Origin of the sequence: Pseudomonas sp. 2995-3 (assembly GCF_002742565.1) — a bacterium.
Lineage (GTDB): Bacteria > Pseudomonadota > Gammaproteobacteria > Pseudomonadales > Pseudomonadaceae > Aquipseudomonas > Aquipseudomonas edaphica.
Genome location: NZ_LJSB01000314.1, coordinates 1 through 23,454, shown reverse-complemented (window position 1 = coordinate 23,454; position 23,454 = coordinate 1). Strand labels below are relative to the sequence as shown.

Sequence of the window (23,454 nt, the reverse complement as noted above, 5' to 3'; positions counted from 1 at the left end):
CCTGCGAAGAGGCACTCAGCGTTTCGCAGCAGCATTGCCCTGCTGCACCACCCAATCCACCACCTGCTTATTCAACTGATCCCCCGCCTGCCCAAACGCCGCCACTACCGCGGGCACTTTTGTATCGCCGACCGGCTGCTTCACCTCAAACCGCCGACTGGCAATAATCCGCTGATCACTGCCACGCACCAGCCGCGCATCCAGGCGGATCACCACCTCCACCGCACTGCCATGGTACTCACTCTGAAACGCCTGCAACTGCCCGCCCAGCTCGTAATCGGCCTGCAGGTTGGTCTCGTCGGTACTCAGCAGCGTCACCCGCCCATCGCGCTGGAAACCGTCCATAAACCGATTGCGCAGCAACACCGGCGTCGGGTCGCTCCAGCGTGAGTTCGCGTAGCTGCTGATCAGGTCGCCGTTTGGCACTACGGCGATGCGCGGGCTGTCGAGAAACTCGCTGCTCTGCGGCTTGGACACCCGCAGCGACCAGCTCACCGGCGCGCCTTGGGTGCTGGTTGGCGCCGACGCCAGGCGATACACATCAGACGGATCCGGCTTGGGCAGGATCGAGCAGGCGCTGATCAGTACCAAGGCCAGCGGGGCGATTATTTGGTAAGCACGCTTCATGGCGTGAACTCCTTGTTCTTGTCGCTGCCCAGCAGGTAACCGCTGGGGTTGGCTTCGAGGCGGCGGGAGATGGCGCGCAGCGAACCGAGGGTTTCGCGCAGTTCGCGCACGGCCGGTGCCAGTTCGTTGAGGCCCTGCATGCCGCTGTTCACCGAGTCTTTGTTGTTGGTCAGCAAGGTGTTGATGGTCGTGGTGCTTTGTTCCAGCGACTTCATGGCCTGCTCGGCACTGCCGAAGGCTTGCTTGCCTTGGTCATTGAGCAAGCCGTTGGCATTGCGCATCAACGTGGTGGTTTGCTCCAGCGCGGCGCTCGCCTGCTTGCTCACCTGCATCAACTGTTGCATCACCACCTTGATATCACCGCGTTGGTCGGCAATGGCGCCGGTGGTTTGTTGCAGGTTATCCAGGGTGTTGCTCAGGCGCTCGACGTTCTCCCGCGAGAACATGTGGTTGGCGTTGTGCAGCAGCAGGTTGATGCTGGTCATCAGGTCGTTGCTGTTATTGAGCAGGCGCGCAATGGGGGACGGCGAGGCGATGATTTCCGGCAGGTTGCCGTCCTTGCCCTTGAGCTCCGGGCTTTGCGGCGTACCACCGCTGAGCTGGATGATCGAGGTGCCGGTGATGCCGGTCAGTGCCAGCTTGGCCTGGGTGTCTTCCTTGATCGGTGTCTGCCCGGCCAAACGGATGCGCGCCAGTACCCGGCGCGGGTCTTTCGGGTCCAGGCGCAGGCTGGTGACATCGCCCACCTTGATCCCGCTGTATTGCACCGAACTGCCTTGCGACAGGCCGCTGACCGCCTCGTTGAACACCACCTCGTAGTCCTGGAAGGCGCTATCGACGCTGGACTTGGCCAGCCACAGGCCGAACAGCATGGCGCCGACCACCACGATCACGCTGAACAGACCGATCATCACATGATGGGCTCGGGTTTCCATGTCATACCTCGTTAAGCGATTGAGCGGCATCCAATGCCGCGCGGCCACGGGGGCCGTGGAAATATTCGTGAATCCAGGCGTCGTCCGTTTCCGAGACGACATCGATGGCATCGGCCACCAGCACTTTCTTCTGCGCCAGCACCGCCACACGGTCGGTGATGGTGTAGAGCGTGTCGAGGTCGTGGGTGACCAGGAACACGCTCAAGCCCAGCGCATCGCGCAGGGTGAGGATCAGTTGGTCGAATTGCGCTGCGCCAATCGGGTCGAGGCCGGCGGTGGGTTCGTCCAGGAACAGAATGTCCGGGTCCAGGGCCAGGGCGCGTGCCAGGGCCGCGCGCTTGATCATGCCGCCGGACAGTGACGCCGGGTATTTATCCGCCGCCGACAAAGGCAGCCCCGCCAGGGCTAGCTTGACTGCCGCCAAGTGTTCGGCGTCGCGACGGCTGAGACCGGCGTGTTCGATCAACGGCAGGGCGACGTTTTCGGTGACCGTCAGCGAGGAAAACAGCGCACCCTTCTGGAACAGCACGCCAAAGCGCCGTTCCACCAGCGAGCGTTCATGTTCCGACAAATTGGGCAGGTTCTTGCCGAATACCCGCACCTCACCTTCGCTGGGCCGCCGCAGGCCGACGATGCTGCGAAGCAGTACCGACTTGCCGCTGCCGGAGCCGCCGACCACCGCGAGGATCTCGCCTTTGTACAAATCCAGATCGAGGTTTTCGTGCACGCTCTGGCTGCCAAAGCGATTGCACAGGCCGCGCACTTCGATCACCGCCTCAGTGGGCGCACGGTGTAGACGACTCACCAGCCCATCTCCATAAAGAACATCGCGGCGACCGCATCCAGCACAATCACCACGAAAATAGACTGCACCACGCTGGAGGTGGTGTGCGCGCCGACCGATTCGGCGCTGCCGCTGACCTTGAAGCCTTCGAGGCAGCCAATCGCCGCGATCAGGAAGGCGAAAATCGGCGCTTTCACCATCCCCACCAAAAAGTGCTGCACGCCAATGTCCGATTGCAGCAGCGAGAGAAACATCGCCGGTGAAATATCCAGGGCGACGGCACACACCACGCCGCCGCCGACAATCCCCGAGAGCATCGCCAAAAATGTCAGCATCGGCAGCGACACAAGCAGCGCCATTACCCGTGGCAGCACCAACAGTTCCATCGGGTCCAGGCCCATGGTGCGGATCGCGTCGATTTCTTCGTTAGCCTTCATCGAGCCGATTTGCGCGGTAAAGGCGCTGGCCGTTCGGCCTGCGATCAGGATGGCGGTAAGCAATACGCCGAATTCTCGCAGGAAAGAAAACGCCACCAGGTCCACGGTAAAAATCGTCGCACCGAAGCTTTTGAGCACGGTGGCGCCGAGGAACGCCACCACGGCGCCCACCAGAAAGGTCAGCAACGCGACGATGGGCGCAGCGTCGAGGCCGGTTTGTTCGATATGCGCGACCATCGGTGTGATGCGCCAGCGCTTGGGGCGCAAAACGCCACGGGCGAAGGTTTCGAGGATCAGGCCGATAAAGCCCAGCAGTTTCATGCCGTCCTGCCATACCGTGTCGACAGCTCGACCGATACGCGCCAGCACTTGGATACCGACGGCTTCTTCCGGCTCTTTGTCGGGTACGCAGAAATCGTTCAGGGAGCGGTAGACGGTTTTGAGCAGTGCCCGGTCGGCGGTAGACAAGCTGCAATCGGTCTGCTCGGCGGAATGCTCGATGCGCTCCGGGCCCAGCAACTCGACCAGCAGCGAGGCACCCGCGGTATCCAGGGCGCCGAGGCCATTGAGGTCGATGCGTGCACCGGCGTCGTATTGGCCGTCGAGCTTGTCGCTCAGCTTTTTAAGATTGGCGTAGTGGGCAAGCGTCCAGTCCCCCGTAATCCTGAGCAACGGGGGAACGCTGGAGGTGTCGAGGTGGGCTGCGCCGGCCGTGGTACGAGTGGTCATAAGCTCCGAGCTTGTTTGGCTATCCACAATTGCTACGTAATAGCACGATACGGCCTACTTTGGGTTGTCCGTTTGTGCTGGGTCAGTGACTTTAAAACGCAGCACGCCGATGACTTGTCCGTCCTCCGTCAACACCTGCACCTGCCAGCGCCCGACCGCGTCGGCCGGGAAGTTCTGCTTGTGGGTCCAGGCGCGATAGCCTTCCTTGCGTCCGCCATGGATATCCAGGGCGATGCGGTCGACCTCTTGGCCGTTGAATTTCCACACATGGTAAATCCGCTCATCCAGCCCGCGTGGCGCGTTGATCGCGGTGTAAGCGTACAGCCCGCCGCTGCGCAGTTGCGCGGCGGTGACTTCCTTGAGGTCATCGCCCGGTGTGCGGTCTTGCAGTTGGGTGCTGATCGCCACTTCGGTCATCCACAATGTGGCCGGCGGCACCCAGCTGCGCAGGAACCAACCGGCGCAGCCGATGGCGGCCGTCACCCCGAGCAGCATCGCCCAGCCTTTGACGCTGCGCAGCGGCAGGCTCGCGGCCAGGCTCGGGATCGACAGCGCCATGGCCACGCCGAGCGCCAATTTGTAACTCTCGGCGGTAGTCAGGTGCATGATGATGGGCAGTGCGGTGAGCAGTGCCGCGAACAAGGTCAGGGTGTGCAGCGCCAGGAACAGCGAGCGCTTGGGTGCCAGCCACTTGTAGTACAGCGGGTCGGTGATCGACACCAGCGCCGCCGCGCCGAGCAGGCCAGTGAATACGGATTGGCCGCTGTTCCAGGCGGTGGTGACGAAAAAGAACGGCAATACGAAGAACAGGCTTTCCTGGTGGATCATCTGGGTCGCGTAGCGCAGCAGCGGCTCGGGGATTTCGCGCTTGAAGACTTTGGCGAACAGCTGGGTAAAGCTGTTTTCCAGCATCAGCCACAGCCAGCTCACCAGCATGATCACCGCGATCCAGCTGGCCATGCCCTGCTGGCGGTCCACCAGGATGAAGCTGCACACACCGGATATGAAACCGCCGAGTGCGATCACCCCTGGATAGCGCTTGATCAGTTCGATAATGCGCTGGATAAGGGGCGGTAGATTTGGCATTGGCGATTCACAATTGGTGTAGGAAAAATCCCAGACAGAATAACGTCTTAGCCCGGTGTTCGGTGCCTCATTACGTGATCCGTTTGCGATAAAGGCGCACGCCGATCAACACACTGGCGATCAGCACGAGTACACCGGCACCGATCCAGCTCAGGGCGTCATAGCTCAGCAAGGGTTTTTCGATGCGCCAGTAGCCCTTCTGGTTAAACACCTCGCGCATGGCCTGGTTGGTTTGCGCCAGGTTGACGGCCTTGATGCGCTTGGCCGGGTCGCTGATATGGCCATCGGCATAGTCGCCGGCAGCGCTCCAGTAATAGTCGGCCAGCGCGCTGTTACCCTGCACCGCCCAGGCTTGGCGCGCGATGGCAGCTTGCTGCAGGCGGGCGAATACCGCTGGGTCGAGGCCGTCCTTGAGCAGTTGTGCCGTGAGGTTCTGCAACACCTGTTCAGCCTCAGGGAGTTTGTCGCGCTCAAGGTCGGCATTCAGGCTGAGGAAGCCGACGCCGCCGAGCACTTCGCGCTCACTCCATGGGCCGTAGGACAAACCGTGCTTGAGGCGCAGCTGACGGTACAGCGCCCAGTCGAGGTAGTCCTTGAGCAAATCGTAGGTTTCATCGTGTTGGTCGTCCAAAACCGGTTCGGGGAACAGCCAGTGCAGTTTGGCGCTGTCACCAACCCAGCCGTGGATAAGGTCGCGATGGCTGGCGGCGGTGTGCTGGATTTCCGGCAGCGGCCGGTGCTCGGTGGGTTCGACCGGATCAAGTTGACCGTAAGTGCGCTCCAGGTACGCCGGAAGCAGTTTGTCGAGGTCGCCGACGATAATCAGGGTCATGTTGTTGGGCGCGTACCAATGTGTGCGCAGGGTTTGCAACTGATCACGGGTCAGTTGGCTGACTTCGGCACGTTCGGCGCATTTGAGCCCCAGTTCGACGGCCAATTGGTTGCTGGCGGTGTGACCCAGGTCCTGGCGGTCGAGCAAGCGTTGCAGGTGCGAATAATGGCCGCCGTCTTCGCGCTCGACCACTTTTTTGGCGGCATTGATGTTCGTGTCGGTCAGTTCGGTGCGGGTGAGGATCGCCAGTAACAGGTCCAGCACCTTGCGCTGGTTTTGCGCGGGTGCCTCGATCACAAAGGTGGTATCGGCATTGCTGGTGTAGGCGTTCCATTCGCCGCCGAGGGCTTGCATGCGGTCCTCAAGGTCGCCTTCACCACCGCCGTCGATGCCGCTGAACAGCAAGTGTTCGAGCAAGTGCGGCAGTTCTTTTTCGTCGCAGGGAAAGTCATCCAGGCCTACGCCGACCACCAGGCGGATCGCCACGTGCCCACGCTCGGTGCCCGGCTTGAGCAGCAATTGCAGGCCGTTGGGCAAGGTGTAGCCTTCGACTTGCAGGCGGTCGAAGGCAAAGGTGTGTGCCGAGCCCATGAGCAGGCAGGCAAGTAACAGGCGACGCATAACAAGCTTCCTGGCGGGTGAGGTCCATTGTTAACTGACTTCACGGGCCATCGTATGTTCAGGGCGAATGAGTGATGTCGGCAATATCTTCGGCGGAGAGTGCGCCGGTGTCTGAGGTTTCCAACACTACATAAGCACTGCTGCAAAACAACGAGTTCAGGCGTTTCATGTCGGCAATCAGCTCCAGGTGCAGGGAACTGGTCTCCATGCTCTGTACGATTTTACGCTGCAGACGGCTGACGTGGGCGTGGGCCAGGCGGCGCTCCTGGGCGCGGAAACGGCGCTTTTCACGCAGCAGTTGGCGGGCGCTTTCGGGGTCGGCGCTGAGAAACACCGACAGGCCCAAGCGCAGGTTGGCAATCAACTGGCTGTGCAGGCCGGTGAGTTCTTCCAGGCCGACTTCGGAGAACTGTCGGCGCTGTGAGGTTTTCTGCTGCTGGACTTTGCGCAGCATACGTTCGATCAGGTCGCCGGCCAGCTTGAGGTTGATCGACAGCTCGATGATCTCCGCCCAGCGGCGGCTGTCCTGTTCACTGAGGTCTTCGCGGGGCATTTGCGCCAGGTAAAGCTTGATCGCGCTGTAGAGGGCCTCGACGTCATCGCTGAGGCTGCGCATTTCCTGGGTAATGGCGGTTTGCTTGCCACGCAGTACTTCGAGCATGGCGGTGAGCATGTTGTCGATCAGGTCGCCCAGGCGCAAGGTCTCGCGGGCGGCGTTGGCCAGCGCCAGGCTTGGGGTGGCGAGCGAGGCCAGGTCCAGGTGACGTGGCCTGGCTTTGCCGTTGGTCTCCTGTTGTTCCGGCAGCAACCAGGCGCACAGGCGCGCCATTGGCCCGATGGTGGGCAGCAGGATCAGGCAGCGCGTGGTGTTGTAGAGCACATGGAAGGTGATGACCATGCCTTGGGCGCTGTAGTCCAAACCATCCATCCAGCGTACGAGAGGGTCGAGCACCGGAATAATCAGCAACAGGCCGATCAGTTTGTACAACAAGCTGCCCAGCGCGACCTGGCGGCCGGCAGCGTTCTGCATGTTGGTGCTGAGGAAGGCCAGCACACCACTGCCGATGTTGGCGCCGATCACCAGGCCGATGGCCACGTGCAAGCCGATCACACCGGCACCGGCCAGGGTGGCGGTCAGCAGTACGGCGGCCAGGCTGGAGTAGGAAATCATCGCAAACAGGGCGCCGACCAGGGCATCCAGCAAAATGTCGCCGGTCAGCGAGGCGAAGATTACTTTGACGCCTTGGGCATGGGTAATCGGCCCGGCGGCTTCGACGATCAGTTGCAGGGCCAGAATGATCAGGCCCAGGCCGATACCGACGCGGCCCATCTGCCCCGCCCGCGTCTGTTTACGCGAGAGGAAGAAAATCACCCCAAGAAAAATCAGCAGTGGCGACAGCCAGGACAGGTCGAAAGTCAGTACCCGCGCCATCAACGCCGTGCCGACGTCGGCACCGAGCATGGTCGCCAGCGCCGGCATAAGGCCCATCAAGCCCTGGCCGACAAACGACGTCACCAGCATCGCCGTGGCGTTGCTGCTCTGGACCATGGCCGTCACCAGGATACCGGCGATAAACGCCAGCCAGCGCTTGGACATGTTCTGCCCGATGACTTGGCGCAAGTTGGAACCGTAGACCCGCAAGATGCCGGTTCGGACGATGTGCGTGCCCCAGATAAGCAGGGTCACGGCGGAAAGCAGATTGAGCAAGGTCAGCATGCTCGGCCCCCCGTGTGGGTGTGCTCCAGAAAGAGCAAATGAGAATTGCCGCGTGCCGTTCTACGTCTTGTACTTAAGCTGTAGTTGGCGAATGGGCTCTGCGCCAGCATCGCATAGCTAAAGTGGGGATTGAAACAAAACTGTCATGAAGATCGTTCCCACGCTCTGCCTGGGAATGCATCCCGTGACGCTCTGCGTCGCTTTGAGGGCGGACGCGGAGCGTCCAGAGGCGGCATTCCCACGCGGAGCGTGGGAACGATCAACAACGATCAACAGCAGCGGGTCAGGTTTATTGACCCGGAATGTCCTTGCGCAGTTTCACAGGATCCTGCTGTTTCTTCTTTTTCGCGATAGCGGTACGCATCTTGATGTTTACCGCTTCTACTGCCAGCGAGAACGCCATGGCGAAGTAGACGTAGCCTTTTGGCACATGCACGTCGAAGGATTCGGCGATCAGCACCGTACCCACCACCAGCAGGAACGACAGCGCCAGCATCTTCAGCGACGGGTGCTTGTCGATGAATTCGCTGATGGTGCCCGCAGCCAGCATCATCACCAGTACGGCTACCACGATCGCAGCGACCATGACCGGCACATGGGAAACCATGCCGACAGCCGTGATAACCGAGTCCAGGGAGAACACGATGTCGATGATCGCGATCTGGATGATGGTGTAGATGAACTTGCCACCCTTGCCGCCCGGCTCGTCGTGGGTTTCGTCTTCACCTTCGAGGGCGTGGTACATCTCTTGGGAGCTTTTCCACAGCAGGAACAGGCCACCGAAGAACAGGATCAGGTCGCGACCGGAGATGCCCTGGCCGAAGACCACGAACAGGTCGGCGGTGAGTTGCATGACCCAGGTGATCGACAGCAGCAACAGGATTCGCGTGACCATGGCCAGGGCCAGGCCGAAGATCCGGGTGCGCGCCTGCATATGCTTGGGCATGCGGCTGACCAGGATCGAAATCATGATGATGTTATCGATACCCAGGACGATCTCGAGGGCCGTCAGGGTGAAGAAGGCAATCCAGATTTCCGGATTGGTCAGCCATTCCATGTGTATTCCTTTGAGCAAATGTGAAACCGCGCAAGCTGCAGCGCCGCGCGGTCAGGTCGTTACGATTATAGAGTGCTGAACAGCGGAAAAATCCCCATCAGCAAAGCGGCGAACATTATGCACAGGCACACCAGCACTGCCCACTTGAGGGTAAAGCGTTGGTGATCGCCAAACTCGATACCGGCCAGGGCCACCAGCAAGTAAGTCGAAGGCACCAGCGGGCTGAGCAAATGCACGGGCTGGCCAACGATGGACGCGCGAGCCATCTCCACGGCGGTTATGCCGTAATGGCTGGCCGCTTCGGCGAGTACGGGCAGTACGCCGTAGTAGAACGCGTCGTTGGACATGAAGAATGTAAACGGCATGCTTACCAGCGCGGTGATCACTGCGAGGTACGGGCCCAGCGCTTCCGGGATAACCGCCAGCAAGCTCTTGGACATGGCATCAACCATGCCGGTACCGGACAGAATGCCGGTGAAGATGCCCGCGGCGAAGATGAGCCCGACGACTGCCAGCACGCTGCCGGCGTGGGCGGCGACGCGGTCTTTCTGCTGTTGCAGGCACGGGTAGTTGACGATCATCGCGATACTGAACGCCACCATGAACAGCACTGGCAGCGGCAACAGGCCGGCAATCAGGGTGCACATCAGCGCGAAGGTCAGTGCGCCGTTGAACCAGATCAGCTTGGGGCGACGGGCGTCAGGGAATTGCGACACGCTGATCTCGCTGTGATCGATCTCGTCGCCCTGCAGGTGCAGTTCACCCAGGCGGGCACGTTCGCGTTTGCCGTACATGTAGGCAATCACCAGGATCGCCACGACGCCGACAGCCATGGCCGGGATCATCGGTACGAAGATGTCCGACGGGTCTACATGCAAAGCACTCGCGGCGCGGGCAGTCGGGCCGCCCCACGGCGTCATGTTCATCACGCCGCCGGCGAGGATGATCAGGCCGGCCATGATCCGCGGGCTCATGCCGATGCGCTGGTACAGCGGCAGCATGGCGGCCACGCAGATCATGTAAGTGGTGGCGCCGTCACCGTCCAGGGACACCACCAAGGCAAGTACGGCGGTACCGACCGAAACTTTCAGCGGGTCACCCTTGACCATCTTGAGGATCTTGCGCACGGCCGGGTCGAACAGGCCGGAGTCGATCATCAGGGCAAAGTAGAGAATGGCGAACATCAGCATTACGCCGGTCGGCGCAAGCTTGGTGATGCCCGCAAGCATCATCGGGCCGATCTCGGGGGCAAAACCACCAAACAGGGCGAACAGGATTGGCACAATGATCAAGGCAATCAGCGCGGACAGGCGCTTGGTCATGATCAGGTACATGAACGTGATGACCATGGCGAAGCCAAGGAAAGTCAGCATAGGAATACTCCGGGCGTAGCGCGGCTAGGGAATGGCGAACCGGGTTGGGGTCAGCGCAGTACGAAAGGCACGTAGCGTACGAGTGGAGTTGGAGCGAACAGGCGGGTAGTAGCGGACATCAGGAATCACCATTGTTGTTGTTTACAGCCGGTCTGTTGCCGGCAGTGGGGGCGATCCTAGACGGGGAAGCTTTCAGCCAGCTTTCGCTGTGTAAGTCAGATGATGGAAGGTTTGTAGGAGTTTTCTTTAAGGTGGCTCAGGGCAGCTCCAAACCGCCTGAAGCTTTGTGCAAGGCGCGCAGGTGCTCGCCCATCTGCTTGAGGTTGGCTTCGCAGGCGGCAATCTCATCGGCGCGTGAAGGGTCCAGCAGCGCCCTCACCTCTTTATCCAGATCGCCGGTCAACGATTGCAGTTGCTTCTGGCGCTCGGCGCTTTCCGATTCCAGGCGTTTGGCTTCCGAAGGTTGCGGCAGGCCGTAGCCGCCGCTGTCGAGCAATTCCGCCGGGCGGCTTAGAAAACCGCTGTTGGCGAGGATCTGTTGCAGTGTGTTGTTGGCTTTTTCCATGCCGCCGTTTTTCAGCTCACGGGCATTGAGGTAGCGCTGCTTGACTTCGTCCTGGGCCAGCATCAGTTGTTTGCGATAGCTGGCTTGTTCCAGCAGCAGCAGCGCGGCGCTGGTGCGCAGGTCGGCCTGGATGAACCACTGGCGGCGTTCTGCGGCACTGAGGGCGAGCCAGTCTTCGACTTGGGTCTGCTTGATCGGCAGGTGTTTGCGCAGCACGTCGAACATCGCCTGGTAGCGCTCGCGGAACGAGTCGAAGTGATAACCCAGGCGCAAGGCTTCGCGCTTGTCGTCTAGCACACTGGTATCAGCCAGGCCGCGGGCACTGAGCACCTCGAGCAAGCCGTTGGGGGTGATGTTGTCCAGGCCGGTCAGTTGCGGGTTGGCGCTGCCGCTGCGTAGCAGCTTGAGGCTCTCCACCGCGCAGTTGTTGGAGATAAAAAAGTAATTGCCGTCGTAGCTCCAGTGCATCTCGGCGGCATGTTCGACGGTGTCGTTGATCTCTTGGCGGGTGAGCTTGAGTGGCACCGAGGCCAGGCCGCGCAGTTCAGTCTTGGTGTATTCGTCGATCACCTGGGCCAACGGCAGCACAAACAGCCGTGACGGGTACTTGCCCACCAGCCCATCCCAGCTCGAGAGCTGTACGTCACCGACGAAAGCGCGGTAAGACAACACCAAGTGCTGGTCCAGGTCCAATCGGCAATCCGGACCACGCGGGCGGCCGGGTGCACAGATCACCAGGCGCAACATGCTGTGGCCCCAGCGGCTCACCAGATTTTGGTTGGCCTCGGCCAGCAAGTAGTCGATTTCATACACGCGCTCCGGGTCGATCTGGCCCAACGGCGTTTTGGCGAAGTCGTTACCGGCGTTCAGGAACGCGTAGGTCTTGGCGCAGGTGTCTTGCTCGGGCGGTGCCCAGCCGAAGTGTTCCTTGTAATAGCGAAACAGCGCGGGGCGACGGCAGGCATAGCTCGGGTCGAGGAGGAAATACTCCATGTTGACCGCCACGAACTCCAGCGGGCTGGTGGTTTCGTAGATATCGGGGCTGCGGGCGACCTGGTGGTTGTGTTGCTCGCGCTCGCCGCGACGGCCCACGTATTGGGGCCAGCCGGCAATGTCCAGCAGGCGCGGGTCGTCACTCAGGGTGAAACGACGGTCGTTCTGGCCACGGCATTGATCGGGCAGGCCGATCAGGCCGGTGATGTTGTTCTGACGGCTGCAGCGTTGGATCAGGCGGCGCTCGTCTGTGGACCACAAGCGCGCACGGTCATAGATGTGGGTCAGCTCATGCAGCACGGTGGCGAGCATTTCGCGGCGCACAGTGCCATGGGGGCGATTGGTCTTCTGGGTGGCGGCGCTGCCGTCGGTGAGGCTGGCGAGCAGGTTGCTGTTGAGGTCCAGTTCGGACACCAGAGAAGCCTGGCCATAGGCGTTTTCAGGCATCTTGTCGGTCCAGCCGACATCAATACGCCGGTCCAACTGCTCGATAAAGCGCGGCGGCAGAGCGCGCATCGCTTCGTCGAGCAACGCCTGGCTGGCCTGCTGTTCGGCCGGGCTCAAGCCATCGGTCTTGAGCCGCAGTTGCAGGCTGGCCTGGGCTGCGCCTGCACAGAGCAGCACAGTCCCGGCCAGTAGCCAGGCGAACAGGCGCCTCACAGAGCGAGGATAGCTTCGGCGAGGGTCTGGTCACTGGCGTCGCGGGCTTCCGGTACGCGGGTGCGCAGGGTATCGAAGGCTGCTTCCAATTGTGCGCCGCGGATTTCTCCGTTGGAGGCGACGAAGCTGGCAGCGTCATCGTGGGCTTCGCGCACGATTTTGGAGTCGCGGATGGAAGTGGTGGTGTCCGAAGTGAAATCAATGGTGCGCGCCGAGGCACGCACGATGATGTTACTGGTGGCTTTCAGGGTTTGCGCGTGGGCGACATCGGCCAACAACAGCAGGCCCAGAGCGGCGGCGATCAGCGGGCTACGCATGGAATGACTCCGAAATACAAAGATAGAAATATACGATGATTATTGGACGAGAATTGCCTGCGCCAGTTCAAGGTCGCTGACATGAAGTTTTGGCTGGGTTCGGCGCAGATACTCCAGCGCAGATTCCAGACGAGCTCCCCGCCATTGGCCGTCAGTGGCGATAAAAGCGGCAGCGTCATCCTGGGCGGCCAGTATCAATTTTCTGTCAAAGGGCGCTGACGTCACCTTGCTGGTGGCGTAGGCACTGATGACGGTGCTCTGGGTGGACACATCAAAGGCCGAAGCCAAGGGTGACCAGCAGGCGGAAAACAACACGGGAACAATCAACAGGCGGTATGAAAAAGCCATGGGACTCGACAACTGAAAGCGAGCGCCAAGGCTAGCGCAACGCCCGGGCGAGAGCCAGTGCTGACACATTTGGTAGCGGCTGGCGCGCCCTGGCGTTTACCGGATCATCAGATGGCCAGAATCGCCTGGGCCAGTTGTGCGTCGGTCGCTGTGTTCAGTTGTGGGGCTTGTTGGCGGATCTGGGCCAGGGCGCTTTCCAGTTTCACACCACGAATGGCGCCTTCGCTGGCAACAAAGCTGGCAGCGTCGTCACGGGCGGCTTGCACGACTTTGTTGTCACGCAGGGACGACGTGGCATCGGAGCTGGCATCGGAAGTGGCTTTGAGGGCGCCGACGATCGAGTCGGTGGTCACGATAAGGCTGCTCGCGTTGGCGTTGGCGGCCAGGGCCAACAGGGTGGCAGCACTCAGCAGGCGAAGACGGGACATGGAAAAACTCCTGTAGAAGATCAAATAAAAGCGGCGCAAAGCGGCCACTGTGAAACGGACATTGCTGCGGATTAAGCATCAGACGTCCGCTCTACAAGGTTCGCCACGTAATAACGGGATCTTAAGCTGCCGCTTATCCGTTCGGAAAGCCTCTATCTGCCTAGTCACGCCAGAAAGGTTTGGACAGCTCGGCAGTACGGTCGCCCTGGCTGATGCCGGCGTCGGCTAATTCACGTGGGTCAAGTTGCGCAAGTTGGCGGCGTTCATGGGCCTGCCGCGCCCATCTGCCCAGGGCGCAAGCCATTCGAATGATCAACTGTTTGTAACGTGAGGTCTGTGTGTTCATGACGGCGGCCTTCCATGAGGTCTTGGAACACCATCTTGGGCGGCCAGCTTTTACCAATACAGATACACCAAAGTTAAATTGTACCGTCTAATTGTTATGTTATTTAAACTGTACTGGTCCTTATCTCTGGGGTCTGTTTTAGCCGTGTAAAGTTTGAAACCCGGAAACAACAAAGCCCGCCTCCGGTTTCCCGGGGCGGGCTTTGTTTTGTTAAATCAGGGTGCTGGCGGTGGACCCGGCGGGTCAGGGCCAGCGGGCGCCAATTAGCGCCAGAACGGCTTGCTCAGCTCTTCGTAGCGTTGAGCTTCGCTGATACCGGCGTCAGCCAGCAGACGCGAATCCAGACGAGCCAGTTGATGGCGGCTGGAGATGCGGCGCTGCCACAACATCAGGTTGGCGAGAACGCGCAAAGGCAGGGAAGCCTGGGTGTTTACAGCTTTTTCTTCGAAGAACAGATCGGAACTGAGTGTACGTTCCATGATGACATCCTTCCGCTTGTGGCGGGATTAGGTAGTGGTTTAACTGATGCCAATGATCCTCCTCCGACGCAAGACTCTCTAGATACAGTTCACCTGTATTGTGAGGGGCCAGTTAACTGTTTATAGCGGCTGTACTGTACGGAAATGGGGCAACTGTACCTGTCTGCACTTTATTGGTGCGAAATTGGCATTTGCGGTGGGGTTCGTAGGAGAATTCAATAGGAAATGACCGGTACAGCAGTACAGTTTTTTCAAAATGTACGGCTGTGGTCACCGAGCTGAACAAACTGTGTTTGCATCAGCTCGGATCTGTATCAATCAAGCCTTGAGCATATGCCCGGTTTCTTCCAGGTTGATGTGCCAACTCAGTGCTTCGCGCAGGATGTGCGGAGTATGCCCACCGATCGCGCAGGCAGCGTTGAAGTAACTGTTCAGCGCATCGCGGTAAGCCGGGTGCACGCAATTGTCGATGATCACCCGTGCGCGCTCGCGTGGCGCCAGGCCACGCAGGTCAGCGAGGCCAACCTCGGTCACCAGAATGTCCACGTCATGCTCGGTATGGTCCACATGGCTGACCATCGGCACCACGCTGGAGATCGCGCCGCCCTTGGCAATCGACTTGGTGACGAAAATCGCCAGGTGCGCGTTACGCGCGAAGTCTCCGGAGCCGCCAATCCCATTCATCATCCGCGTGCCGCAGACGTGGGTGGAGTTGACGTTGCCGTAGATGTCGAACTCAAGCGCAGTGTTGATACCGATAATGCCCAGGCGCCGAACCACTTCAGGGTGGTTGGAGATTTCCTGTGGGCGCAGTACCAGCTTGTCCTTGTAGTGTTCCAGGTTACCGAACACGTCGGCGTTGCGTCGCTCCGACAAGGTGATGGAGCTGCCGGAAGCAAAGCTCAGCTTGCCCGCATCGATCAGGTCGAAGGTCGAGTCCTGCAACACTTCCGAATACATGGTCAGGTCTTCGAATGGCGATTCGATCAGGCCGCACATCACCGCGTTGGCGATGTTGCCGATCCCGGCCTGTAGCGGGCCGAGCTTGTTGGTCATGCGCCCGGCGTCGACTTCCTGCTTGAGGAAGTTGATCAGGTGGTTAGCGATGCCTTGGGTGTCGGCGTCCGGTGGTGTCACGGTTGAGGCGGAGTCGGCCTGATTGGTGATCACGATGGCGACGATTTTTTCCGGCGGGATCGGAATCGCGGTACTGCCGATGCGGTCGTCGACCTTGACCAGTGGGATTGGCGTGCGCGTCGGCCGGTAGGTCGGGATATAGATGTCGTGCAGCCCTTCCAGGTTCGGGTTGTGCGCCAGGTTGATCTCGACAATCACTTGTTTGGCGAAAATCGCAAAGCTGGCCGAGTTGCCCACGGAGGTGGTGGGCACGATGTGTCCTTGTTCGGTGATCGCGACGGCTTCGATCACGGCGATGTCCGGCAACTTGAGCTGGTTGTTGCGCAGTTGCTCGACGGTTTCCGACAGGTGCTGGTCGATAAACATCACTTGGCCTGCGTTGATCGCCTTGCGCAGTGTGCTGTCGACTTGAAACGGCATGCGGCGCGACAAAACGCCGGCCTCGGTCAGTTGCTTGTCCAAGTCATTGCCCAGGCTGGCACCGGTCATCAGGGTGATTTTCAGCGGCGAAGTCTTGGCGCGTTCGGCCAGGGCGTGGGGGACGGCCTTGGCTTCACCGGCACGGGTGAAGCCGCTCATGCCGACGGTCATGCCGTCCTCGATCAGTGCGGCGGCATCTGCCGCGCTCATGACCTTGTTCAACAACGAAGGCAAGCGGATACGATCACGGTACATGAATTGTTATCTCAGGCTACGGAAGCAAGGTGGGCAGTGTAGTGATTTCAAAAAAATTCGGCCCGCTACCATGGTCGAATGCCAGGCAGCGATTTAGAGCCTTTGGTCGGGTTTCACGTGAGTACAAAGCGGAACGCCGAGCATTCCCGGATGCATTCCCACGCAGAGCTTGGGAACAATAAAAAAACCCCAGCCTACTGGAGGCCAGGGTTTCGTGTATTGCGCTGGCGCAGTGTTATTCGACGGCTTTGACCATATCTTCGATGACTTTCTTGGCATCACCGAAGACCATCATGGTCTTGTCCAGGTAGAACAGCTCGTTATCCAGACCGGCGTAGCCGCTGGCCATCGAGCGCTTGTTGACGATGATGGTCTTGGCCTTGAATGCCTCAAGGATCGGCATACCAGCAATCGGTGAGTTAGGGTCGTTCTTGGCGGCCGGGTTGACCACGTCGTTGGCGCCCAACACCAGCACCACGTCGGCCTGGCCGAACTCGGAGTTGATGTCTTCCATCTCGAACACTTGGTCGTAAGGCACTTCCGCCTCGGCCAGCAACACGTTCATGTGCCCAGGCATACGGCCCGCTACCGGGTGGATCGCGTACTTCACGGTCACGCCACGGTGTGTCAGCTTTTCGGTCAGCTCTTTAAGGGCGTGTTGCGCCCGAGCGACTGCCAGGCCGTAGCCGGGAACGATGATCACGGTGTCGGCGTTGGTCAGCAGGAACGTGGCGTCGTCCGCCGAACCGGATTTCACCGGACGCGCTTCTTTGGAGCCTGCCGCTGCGCCGGCATCTGCTGTGTTGCCGAAGCCACCGAGCAGCACATTAAAGAAGGAGCGGTTCATTGCCTTGCACATGATGTACGACAGAATCGCGCCGCTGGAGCCCACCAGGGAGCCGGCGATGATCAGCATCGAGTTGTTCAGCGAGAAGCCGATGCCCGCCGCTGCCCAACCGGAGTAGCTGTTGAGCATCGAGACAACCACCGGCATGTCGGCGCCGCCGATCGGGATGATGATCAGCACGCCCAGCACGAAAGCCAGGGCCAGCATCAACGCGAACGCAGTGAGGTTGCCGGTGAACATGAACGCCAGGCCCAGGCCCAGGGTTGCCAGGCCGAGCACCAGGTTCAGTTTGTGCTGGCCACCGAACTGTACCGGTGCGCCCTGGAACAGGCGGAACTTGTACTTGCCCGAGAGTTTGCCGAATGCGATCACCGAACCGGAGAAGGTAATTGCACCAATGGCTGCGCCGAGGAACAGTTCCAGGCGGTTGCCCGCAGGAATCGAGTCGCCCAGGTGTTTGACGATGCCCAAGGATTGCGGCTCGACCACGGCGGCAATCGCGATGAATACCGCCGCCAGGCCGATCATGCTGTGCATGAAGGCAACCAGCTCTGGCATCTTGGTCATTTCTACGCGCTTGGCCATGATCGAACCGGCGGTGCCGCCGATCAGCAGGCCGACGATCACGTAACCGATACCGGCTGTTGCAAGCTCAGCGCCGAGCTTGTAGATGAGGCCCACGGTCGTCAGCACCGCCAGCGCCATGCCGAGCATGCCGAACAGGTTGCCGCGTCGCGATGTGGTTGGGTGCGACAGGCCTTTGAGGGCCTGGATAAAGCAGATCGACGCGATCAAGTAGAGCGTCGTAACCAAATTCATGCTCATTACTTTGGCGCCTCTTCTTTTGCTTTCGGGGCTTTCTTCTTGAACATCTCCAGCATCCTGCGCGTGACCAGGAACCCGCCGAATACGTTAACCGCCGCCAAGGCCACGGCCAGGGTGCCCATGGTTTTACCCAGTGGTGTCACGGTGAGGGCTGCGGCGAGCATGGCGCCGACGATTACGATCGCAGAGATCGCGTTGGTCACCGCCATCAGTGGTGTGTGCAGCGCGGGTGTGACGTTCCAGACCACGTGGTAACCGACATAAATCGCCAGCACAAAGATGATCAGGTTGTAGATACCGGGGGAGATAAGCTCTTCCATCGTCTGAATCCCTGCTTAGGCGTTTTTGCGGATGACTTGGCCGTCGCGGCACATCAGGCACGCGGCGACGATGTCGTCTTCGAGGTTGATTTCAAACTGCCCTTCCTTGGTGAAGACCAGCTTCAGGAAGTCCAGCAGGTTGCGCGCATATAAAGCAGAAGCATCGGCGGCGACGGCACCGGCCAGGTTGGTCGGGCCGCAAATGGTCACGCCGTTTTCCACCACGACTTGGTCGGCGACGGTCAGTGGGCAGTTGCCACCCTGGGCGGCGGCGAGGTCGATGACCACCGAACCCGGCTTCATTTGTGCGACGGTTTCGGCACTGAGCAAGGTCGGGGCTTTGCGGCCCGGGATCAGCGCTGTAGTGATGACAATGTCCGCTTGTTTGGCGCGTTCATGCACGGCCAGGGCCTGGCGCTGCATCCAGCTCGATGGCATCGGGCGCGCGTAACCGCCGACACCGACCGCGCATTCACGCTCCTCATCGGTTTCGTAGGGCACGTCGACGAACTTGGCGCCGAGGGACTCGATCTGCTCTTTTACGGCAGGGCGCACGTCAGACGCTTCGATCACGGCACCCAGGCGTTTCGCTGTAGCGATGGCTTGCAGGCCTGCGACACCCGCGCCGAGGATCAGCACGCGCGCGGCTTTGACTGTGCCGGCGGCAGTCATCAGCATCGGCATGAAGCGTGGGTAGTGATGGGCTGCCAGCAATACGGCTTTATAGCCGGCAATGTTGGCCTGTGACGACAGCACGTCGAGGCTTTGGGCTCGCGAGGTACGTGGCGCAGCTTCGAGCGCGAAGGCGGTAATGCCTCGCTCTGCCAGCTTGGCGATGGTTTCGTTGCTGAACGGGTTGAGCATGCCCACCAACACGGTGCCGCTTTTGATCAGCGTCAGTTCGCTGTCGCTGGGGGCAACCACCTTGAGAATCAGCTCGGCGCCAAACGCGTCGCTGGCGCTGCCAATGGTTGCGCCTGCCGTTTCATAGGCACTGTCGACGATGCTGGCGGTAATGCCTGCGCCGCTTTGTACAGTGACCTTATGGCCCTGGCCGATCAGCTTCTTGATGGTTTCCGGGGTGGCAGCCACCCGCGTTTCACCGGTCTGGGTTTCGAGAGGAACACCAATGTGCACGTCAAATCTCCTGCATGATCTTTTTGCTTTTGATCTTTTTGTAAAAAGGCCAGTGCACCGTGAGGGGCGCAGCTGGGGCGGCCGATCAGCACGATCCCGCTGAAATGACAGCGGGGCGCGGCATTTTGCAGGCGAACTTTACGGCCTTCAAGGGATTATGACGGGTGACGAAAAATTAACTACAAGTCACCCTGTGACTGATTGTCGCAACATGGCAAAATAACCTCTTTAAATACAGGTGTTTAAAGGGTTTTAGAGGGCTGTAAACGGTTTTCCTATCTTTGCCGTGAATGGTCGGGCATTGGCAGCTGATAGTCGCTACAAGCCTTGTCAGTCATGGCGTTAAGCTCATTTTTACGCTGAGAGGTACAGTCTTCCAAAACACGACATATAGTTACATCTGTAGGCGCTTAATTTATTTGACTACAAGGTCAATAAAATGACCTTGCCCTTTAAATGCTGGGGTTATAGCGCTGTGACTGGTCGATCAGCCAATCTCTAAACGCGTGCAGCGACGCAGATTCGACTTTTCTTTCGGGAATCATCAGGTAGTAAGCCTTTGTGCTGCTCAGCGCTTCGAGGCTTGCGATCACCAGATGCTTCTCCTCCAGCTCGCGCTGGATGAGGAAAGGCGGAATCAGCGCGATCCCCATGTCATGCATGGCTGCCTGCGACAACATCGAGAATAGCTCGTAACGCGGGCCTGTCATGTCGCGAGGTATGTTCAGTTGTTGCGCGCTGAACCACTGGCGCCAGGCATATGGCCGAGTGGTTTGTTGCAGCAGTGGCAGTTGGGCGATCTCTTCCGGGCTGAAGTGGGCACGGCTGCCCAGTAAGCGCGGACTGCACACGGGAACGGGGTTTTCGCCCATCAGTCGGTGGGATTCGGTGCCCGACCAATCGGCATCGCCAAAGTAGATGGCGGCGTCGAACTCGGTGTCGGCAAACAAAAAAGGGCGCGTGCGGTTGGTGAGGTTCACCGTGACTTCCGGGTGTTGGTGCTGGAAGTCCTTGAGCCGTGGGATCAGCCATTGGGTGCCGAACGTTGGCACCACTGCCAGCTCGATGACATTCGCACCTTGCTGCCCCATGACCGACAAGGTATCGCGCTCTACGGCGTCCAGTTGCATGGCAACGCGACGGCTATAAGAAAGCCCCGCCTCCGTCAGCTTGACGCCCCGCCGTGAGCGTCGAAATAGCTCGACACTCAAAAACTCCTCCAGACTGGCGATCTGTCGACAGATGGCGCCTTGAGTGAGTGAAAGCTCGTGCGCCGCCTTGGTAAAGCTCTCGTGGCGGGCCGCTGCTTCAAAGCTGACCAGGGCGGTGGTGCTGGGAATTTTTCTGCGCATGTACGTTGTACTCACTCATAAAGCGCATTTGTGCGCTTCTAGCTCATTACGAAGTGAGAAATTAGCACAACCCTATGCATAAACCTCGTTTGCCCTCTGCGGTTGCTAGGCCTAGGCTGCATCCACGACTTCTGTTTTCTTCCCCGAGGACTTATTCATGGCTGGCAAGGCAAGCTTCAACTGGATCGATCCGCTGTTGCTGGATCAACAGCTCACCGAAGAAGAGCGCATGGTGCGCGACAGTGCTGAGCAATTCGCCCAGGACAAGCTGGCGCCGCGTGTGCTCGAAGCCTTTCGCCATGAAAAGACCGACCCTGCGATTTTTCGCGAGATGGGTGAAACCGGCCTGCTGGGCGCGATGATCCCTGAGCAGTACGGCGGCAGTGGCCTGAACTACGTGAGCTACGGGCTGATTGCCCGTGAGGTGGAGCGTGTCGACTCCGGTTATCGCTCAATGATGAGTGTGCAGTCGTCATTGGTGATGGTGCCGATCAACGAATTTGGCACCGAGGCGCAAAAGCAGAAGTACCTGCCAAAGCTGGCATCGGGCGAGTGGATCGGCTGTTTCGGCCTGACCGAGCCTAACCACGGTTCTGACCCGGGTGCGATGATTACCCGTGCACGTAAGGTCGATGGCGGCTACAGCCTGACCGGCGCCAAGATGTGGATCACCAACAGCCCGATCGCCGATGTGTTTGTGGTGTGGGGTAAGGACGATGCGGGTGATATCCGTGGTTTTGTCCTGGAGAAGGGGTGGAAGGGGCTGAGCGCTCCGGCGATTCACGGCAAGGTCGGCCTGCGGGCTTCGATTACCGGTGAGATCGTCATGGATAACGTGTTTGTACCCGAGGAGAACATCTTCCCGGATGTGCGCGGCCTGAAGGGGCCTTTCACTTGTCTTAACTCGGCACGCTATGGCATTTCCTGGGGGGCGCTGGGGGCTGCCGAGTTTTGCTGGCATACCGCTCGTCAGTACACCCTGGCCCGTCAGCAGTTTGGGCGGCCCTTGGCGGCTACCCAACTGATCCAGAAGAAGCTGGCAGATATGCAGACCGAAATCACCCTGGCCTTGCAAGGCTGCCTGCGTTTGGGGCGCATGAAGGATGAAGGGACGGCGGCGGTTGAGATCACGTCGATCATGAAGCGCAACTCGTGTGGCAAGTCCCTGGATATCGCGCGCATGGCGCGGGACATGTTGGGCGGCAACGGTATTTCGGATGAGTTCGGGGTGGCGCGTCACCTGGTCAACCTGGAGGTGGTCAATACCTATGAGGGCACCCATGACGTGCACGCCTTGATTCTTGGGCGCGCGCAGACCGGTCTTCAAGCGTTCTATTAATAGGAGAACGGCATGGGTGCGCTTTCACATCTGCGGGTATTGGATTTGTCACGAGTGCTGGCCGGCCCGTGGTCCGGGCAGATCCTTGCAGACCTTGGGGCCGAGGTGATCAAGGTTGAGCGGCCGGGCAGTGGCGATGATACGCGGGCATGGGGGCCGCCCTTCCTTAAAGACGCCTATGGCGAGAACACCAGTGAGGCGGCGTATTACCTGTCGGCCAACCGTAACAAGGAGTCGGTGACCATCGACTTCACGCGCCCTGAGGGGCAGAAGTTGGTGCGCGACCTGGCGGCCAAGTCCGATATCCTGATCGAGAACTTCAAGGTGGGTGGTCTGGCGGCGTATGGGCTGGACTATGAGTCGCTCAAGGAAATCAATCCAGAGTTGATCTATTGCTCGATCACAGGCTTCGGCCAGACGGGGCCTTATGCGACGCGTGCAGGCTACGACTTTATGATCCAGGGGCTGGGTGGGCTTATGAGCCTGACCGGTCGGCCCGAGGGTGATGAGGGAGCTGGGCCGGTAAAGGTGGGCGTGGCGTTGACGGATATCCTGACGGGGCTGTACTCGACCGTGGCGATCCTGGCGGCGCTGGCTCATCGGGATCATGACGGCGGTGGGCAGCATATCGACATGGCGTTGCTGGATGTGCAGGTGGCGTGCCTGGCCAATCAGGCGATGAATTACCTGACGACGGGTATCGCGCCCAAGCGCCTGGGCAATGCTCACCCCAATATTGTGCCTTACCAGGACTTTCCCACGGCTGATGGCGACTTCATTCTGACGGTGGGTAATGACGGACAGTTTCGCAAGTTTGCTGAGGTGGCCGGGCAGCCGCAGTGGGCGGATGATCCGCGCTTCGCGACTAACAAGGTGCGGGTGGCTAACCGTGCGGAGCTGATTCCGCTGATTCGCCAGGCCACAGTGTTCAAGACGACGGCTGAGTGGGTGTCGCAGTTGGAGCAAGTAGGCGTGCCGTGTGGGCCGATCAATGATCTGGCGCAGGTGTTTGCCGACCCGCAGGTCAAGGCGCGTGGGTTGGCGATGGCGTTGCCGCATGCATTGGCGGGGATGGTGCCTCAGGTCGCCAGTCCGATGCGGTTGTCCAAGACACCGGTGGAATATCGTAATGCGCCTCCTCTATTGGGCGAGCATACGGTGCAGGTGCTGCAGGGGGTGTTGGGTCTGGATTCGGCGAATGTGGCTGCGCTGAAGGCTGCGGGCGTTATCTGAAGCTGCTCTTCTATATAAGTAGTTTGATCAAAGAGCGTTGGTCTGGTTGTTTTTTGATCAATTCTAACTTATTGATAGAGGCGCTAAATTAAGTGTTGACGGCAGATTCTAGAAGTCTATAATTCGCCCCACTTCCGGCGCAGTAGAAACGGAAAACTCCTTGGTAAACAATGAGTTGCGAAGTTTTCGGCAGCAAGTTGCTTCAGTTCATCGAAGCCAAAAGGAAGTTGAAAAAGAGGTGTTGACAGCAGCGTG

The 23,454-nt window shown here is 59.7% G+C and carries 22 protein-coding genes; 2 read left to right on the top strand and 20 right to left on the bottom strand.

All coding sequences use genetic code 11. The features are described from left to right. Window positions 1-15 precede the first annotated feature (15 nt). From AOA62_RS25990 to AOA62_RS25895, 20 genes are all read right to left on the bottom strand, one after another. Complete coding sequence (locus AOA62_RS25990) at window positions 16-627, bottom strand: ABC-type transport auxiliary lipoprotein family protein (protein WP_099550158.1); 612 nt, start codon at window positions 625-627, stop codon at window positions 16-18. Continuing rightward, window positions 624-1,562: an MlaD family protein gene (locus AOA62_RS25985; RefSeq protein WP_056861024.1), complete on the bottom strand. Its 939-nt coding sequence runs from the start codon at window positions 1,560-1,562 to the stop codon at window positions 624-626. Before AOA62_RS25985 ends, AOA62_RS25990 begins: the two co-directional genes overlap by 4 nt. A 1-nt stretch (window position 1,563) precedes the next feature. After that, window positions 1,564-2,367, bottom strand: a complete 804-nt coding sequence (locus tag AOA62_RS25980; RefSeq protein ID WP_017139076.1) for an ABC transporter ATP-binding protein — start codon at window positions 2,365-2,367, stop codon at window positions 1,564-1,566. Continuing rightward, window positions 2,364-3,512, bottom strand: coding sequence for an ABC transporter permease (locus AOA62_RS25975; protein ID WP_099550157.1), 1,149 nt, complete (start codon window positions 3,510-3,512; stop codon window positions 2,364-2,366). The genes AOA62_RS25980 and AOA62_RS25975 overlap by 4 nt, the downstream gene beginning before the upstream one ends. A 54-nt stretch (window positions 3,513-3,566) precedes the next feature. Beyond that, on the bottom strand, window positions 3,567-4,598 hold the full coding sequence (locus AOA62_RS25970) for a DUF5924 family protein (protein WP_017139074.1): 1,032 nt from the start codon (window positions 4,596-4,598) through the stop codon (window positions 3,567-3,569). Between the two features lie 70 nt (window positions 4,599-4,668). After that, window positions 4,669-6,051: a pitrilysin family protein gene (locus AOA62_RS25965; protein ID WP_099550156.1), complete on the bottom strand. Its 1,383-nt coding sequence runs from the start codon at window positions 6,049-6,051 to the stop codon at window positions 4,669-4,671. A 58-nt stretch (window positions 6,052-6,109) separates the two neighbouring features. Continuing rightward, window positions 6,110-7,768, bottom strand: coding sequence for a Na/Pi cotransporter family protein (locus tag AOA62_RS25960; RefSeq protein WP_017139072.1), 1,659 nt, complete (start codon window positions 7,766-7,768; stop codon window positions 6,110-6,112). A gap of 289 nt (window positions 7,769-8,057) precedes the next feature. Continuing rightward, a complete protein-coding gene (locus AOA62_RS25955) occupies window positions 8,058-8,825 on the bottom strand; it encodes a TerC family protein (protein ID WP_017139071.1) in 768 nt (255 codons plus the stop codon). Between the two features lie 65 nt (window positions 8,826-8,890). After that, window positions 8,891-10,198, bottom strand: coding sequence for a CitMHS family transporter (locus tag AOA62_RS25950; RefSeq protein ID WP_017139070.1), 1,308 nt, complete (start codon window positions 10,196-10,198; stop codon window positions 8,891-8,893). A gap of 256 nt (window positions 10,199-10,454) precedes the next feature. Then, window positions 10,455-12,416: a DUF4105 domain-containing protein gene (locus AOA62_RS25945; RefSeq protein WP_017139069.1), complete on the bottom strand. Its 1,962-nt coding sequence runs from the start codon at window positions 12,414-12,416 to the stop codon at window positions 10,455-10,457. Next, the gene (locus AOA62_RS25940; RefSeq protein WP_060756468.1) at window positions 12,413-12,733 is read right to left on the bottom strand and encodes a DUF2388 domain-containing protein; all 321 of its coding nucleotides are present in this window, start codon (window positions 12,731-12,733) and stop codon (window positions 12,413-12,415) included. Before AOA62_RS25940 ends, AOA62_RS25945 begins: the two co-directional genes overlap by 4 nt. Before the next feature lie 39 nt (window positions 12,734-12,772). Then, window positions 12,773-13,081 (bottom strand): DUF2388 domain-containing protein, encoded by a 309-nt coding sequence (locus AOA62_RS25935; RefSeq protein ID WP_099550155.1) that lies wholly within the window; start codon window positions 13,079-13,081, stop codon window positions 12,773-12,775. Between the two features lie 107 nt (window positions 13,082-13,188). Beyond that, window positions 13,189-13,509 carry a DUF2388 domain-containing protein gene (locus AOA62_RS25930; RefSeq protein WP_017139066.1) on the bottom strand — a complete coding sequence of 107 codons (321 nt, stop codon included), beginning with the start codon at window positions 13,507-13,509 and terminating at the stop codon, window positions 13,189-13,191. 160 nt (window positions 13,510-13,669) lie between these two features. Further along, on the bottom strand, window positions 13,670-13,855 hold the full coding sequence (locus tag AOA62_RS25925) for a DUF1127 domain-containing protein (protein ID WP_017139065.1): 186 nt from the start codon (window positions 13,853-13,855) through the stop codon (window positions 13,670-13,672). A 263-nt stretch (window positions 13,856-14,118) separates the two neighbouring features. After that, the gene (locus tag AOA62_RS25920; RefSeq protein WP_003214752.1) at window positions 14,119-14,334 is read right to left on the bottom strand and encodes a DUF1127 domain-containing protein; all 216 of its coding nucleotides are present in this window, start codon (window positions 14,332-14,334) and stop codon (window positions 14,119-14,121) included. A 318-nt stretch (window positions 14,335-14,652) separates the two neighbouring features. Next, window positions 14,653-16,146 (bottom strand): acetyl-CoA hydrolase/transferase family protein, encoded by a 1,494-nt coding sequence (locus AOA62_RS25915; protein WP_017139063.1) that lies wholly within the window; start codon window positions 16,144-16,146, stop codon window positions 14,653-14,655. Window positions 16,147-16,381: 235 nt separating this feature from the next. Then, entirely contained in the window at window positions 16,382-17,818 is a 1,437-nt protein-coding gene (locus AOA62_RS25910) for an NAD(P)(+) transhydrogenase (Re/Si-specific) subunit beta (RefSeq protein ID WP_017139062.1), read from the bottom strand. After that, window positions 17,818-18,138, bottom strand: a complete 321-nt coding sequence (locus tag AOA62_RS25905) for an NAD(P) transhydrogenase subunit alpha (protein WP_003220416.1) — start codon at window positions 18,136-18,138, stop codon at window positions 17,818-17,820. The genes AOA62_RS25910 and AOA62_RS25905 overlap by 1 nt, the downstream gene beginning before the upstream one ends. A gap of 15 nt (window positions 18,139-18,153) precedes the next feature. Next, the gene (locus AOA62_RS25900) at window positions 18,154-19,275 is read right to left on the bottom strand and encodes a Re/Si-specific NAD(P)(+) transhydrogenase subunit alpha (RefSeq protein ID WP_099550154.1); all 1,122 of its coding nucleotides are present in this window, start codon (window positions 19,273-19,275) and stop codon (window positions 18,154-18,156) included. A 452-nt stretch (window positions 19,276-19,727) separates the two neighbouring features. Beyond that, complete coding sequence (locus AOA62_RS25895) at window positions 19,728-20,627, bottom strand: LysR family transcriptional regulator (RefSeq protein ID WP_017139060.1); 900 nt, start codon at window positions 20,625-20,627, stop codon at window positions 19,728-19,730. Between the two features lie 157 nt (window positions 20,628-20,784). Here AOA62_RS25895 and AOA62_RS25890 point away from each other — a divergent pair, with 157 nt between their 5' ends. Then, the gene (locus tag AOA62_RS25890; protein WP_099550153.1) at window positions 20,785-21,966 is read left to right on the top strand and encodes an acyl-CoA dehydrogenase; all 1,182 of its coding nucleotides are present in this window, start codon (window positions 20,785-20,787) and stop codon (window positions 21,964-21,966) included. Window positions 21,967-21,978: 12 nt separating this feature from the next. Beyond that, complete coding sequence (locus tag AOA62_RS25885) at window positions 21,979-23,199, top strand: CaiB/BaiF CoA-transferase family protein (RefSeq protein WP_099550152.1); 1,221 nt, start codon at window positions 21,979-21,981, stop codon at window positions 23,197-23,199. Window positions 23,200-23,454 lie beyond the last annotated feature (255 nt).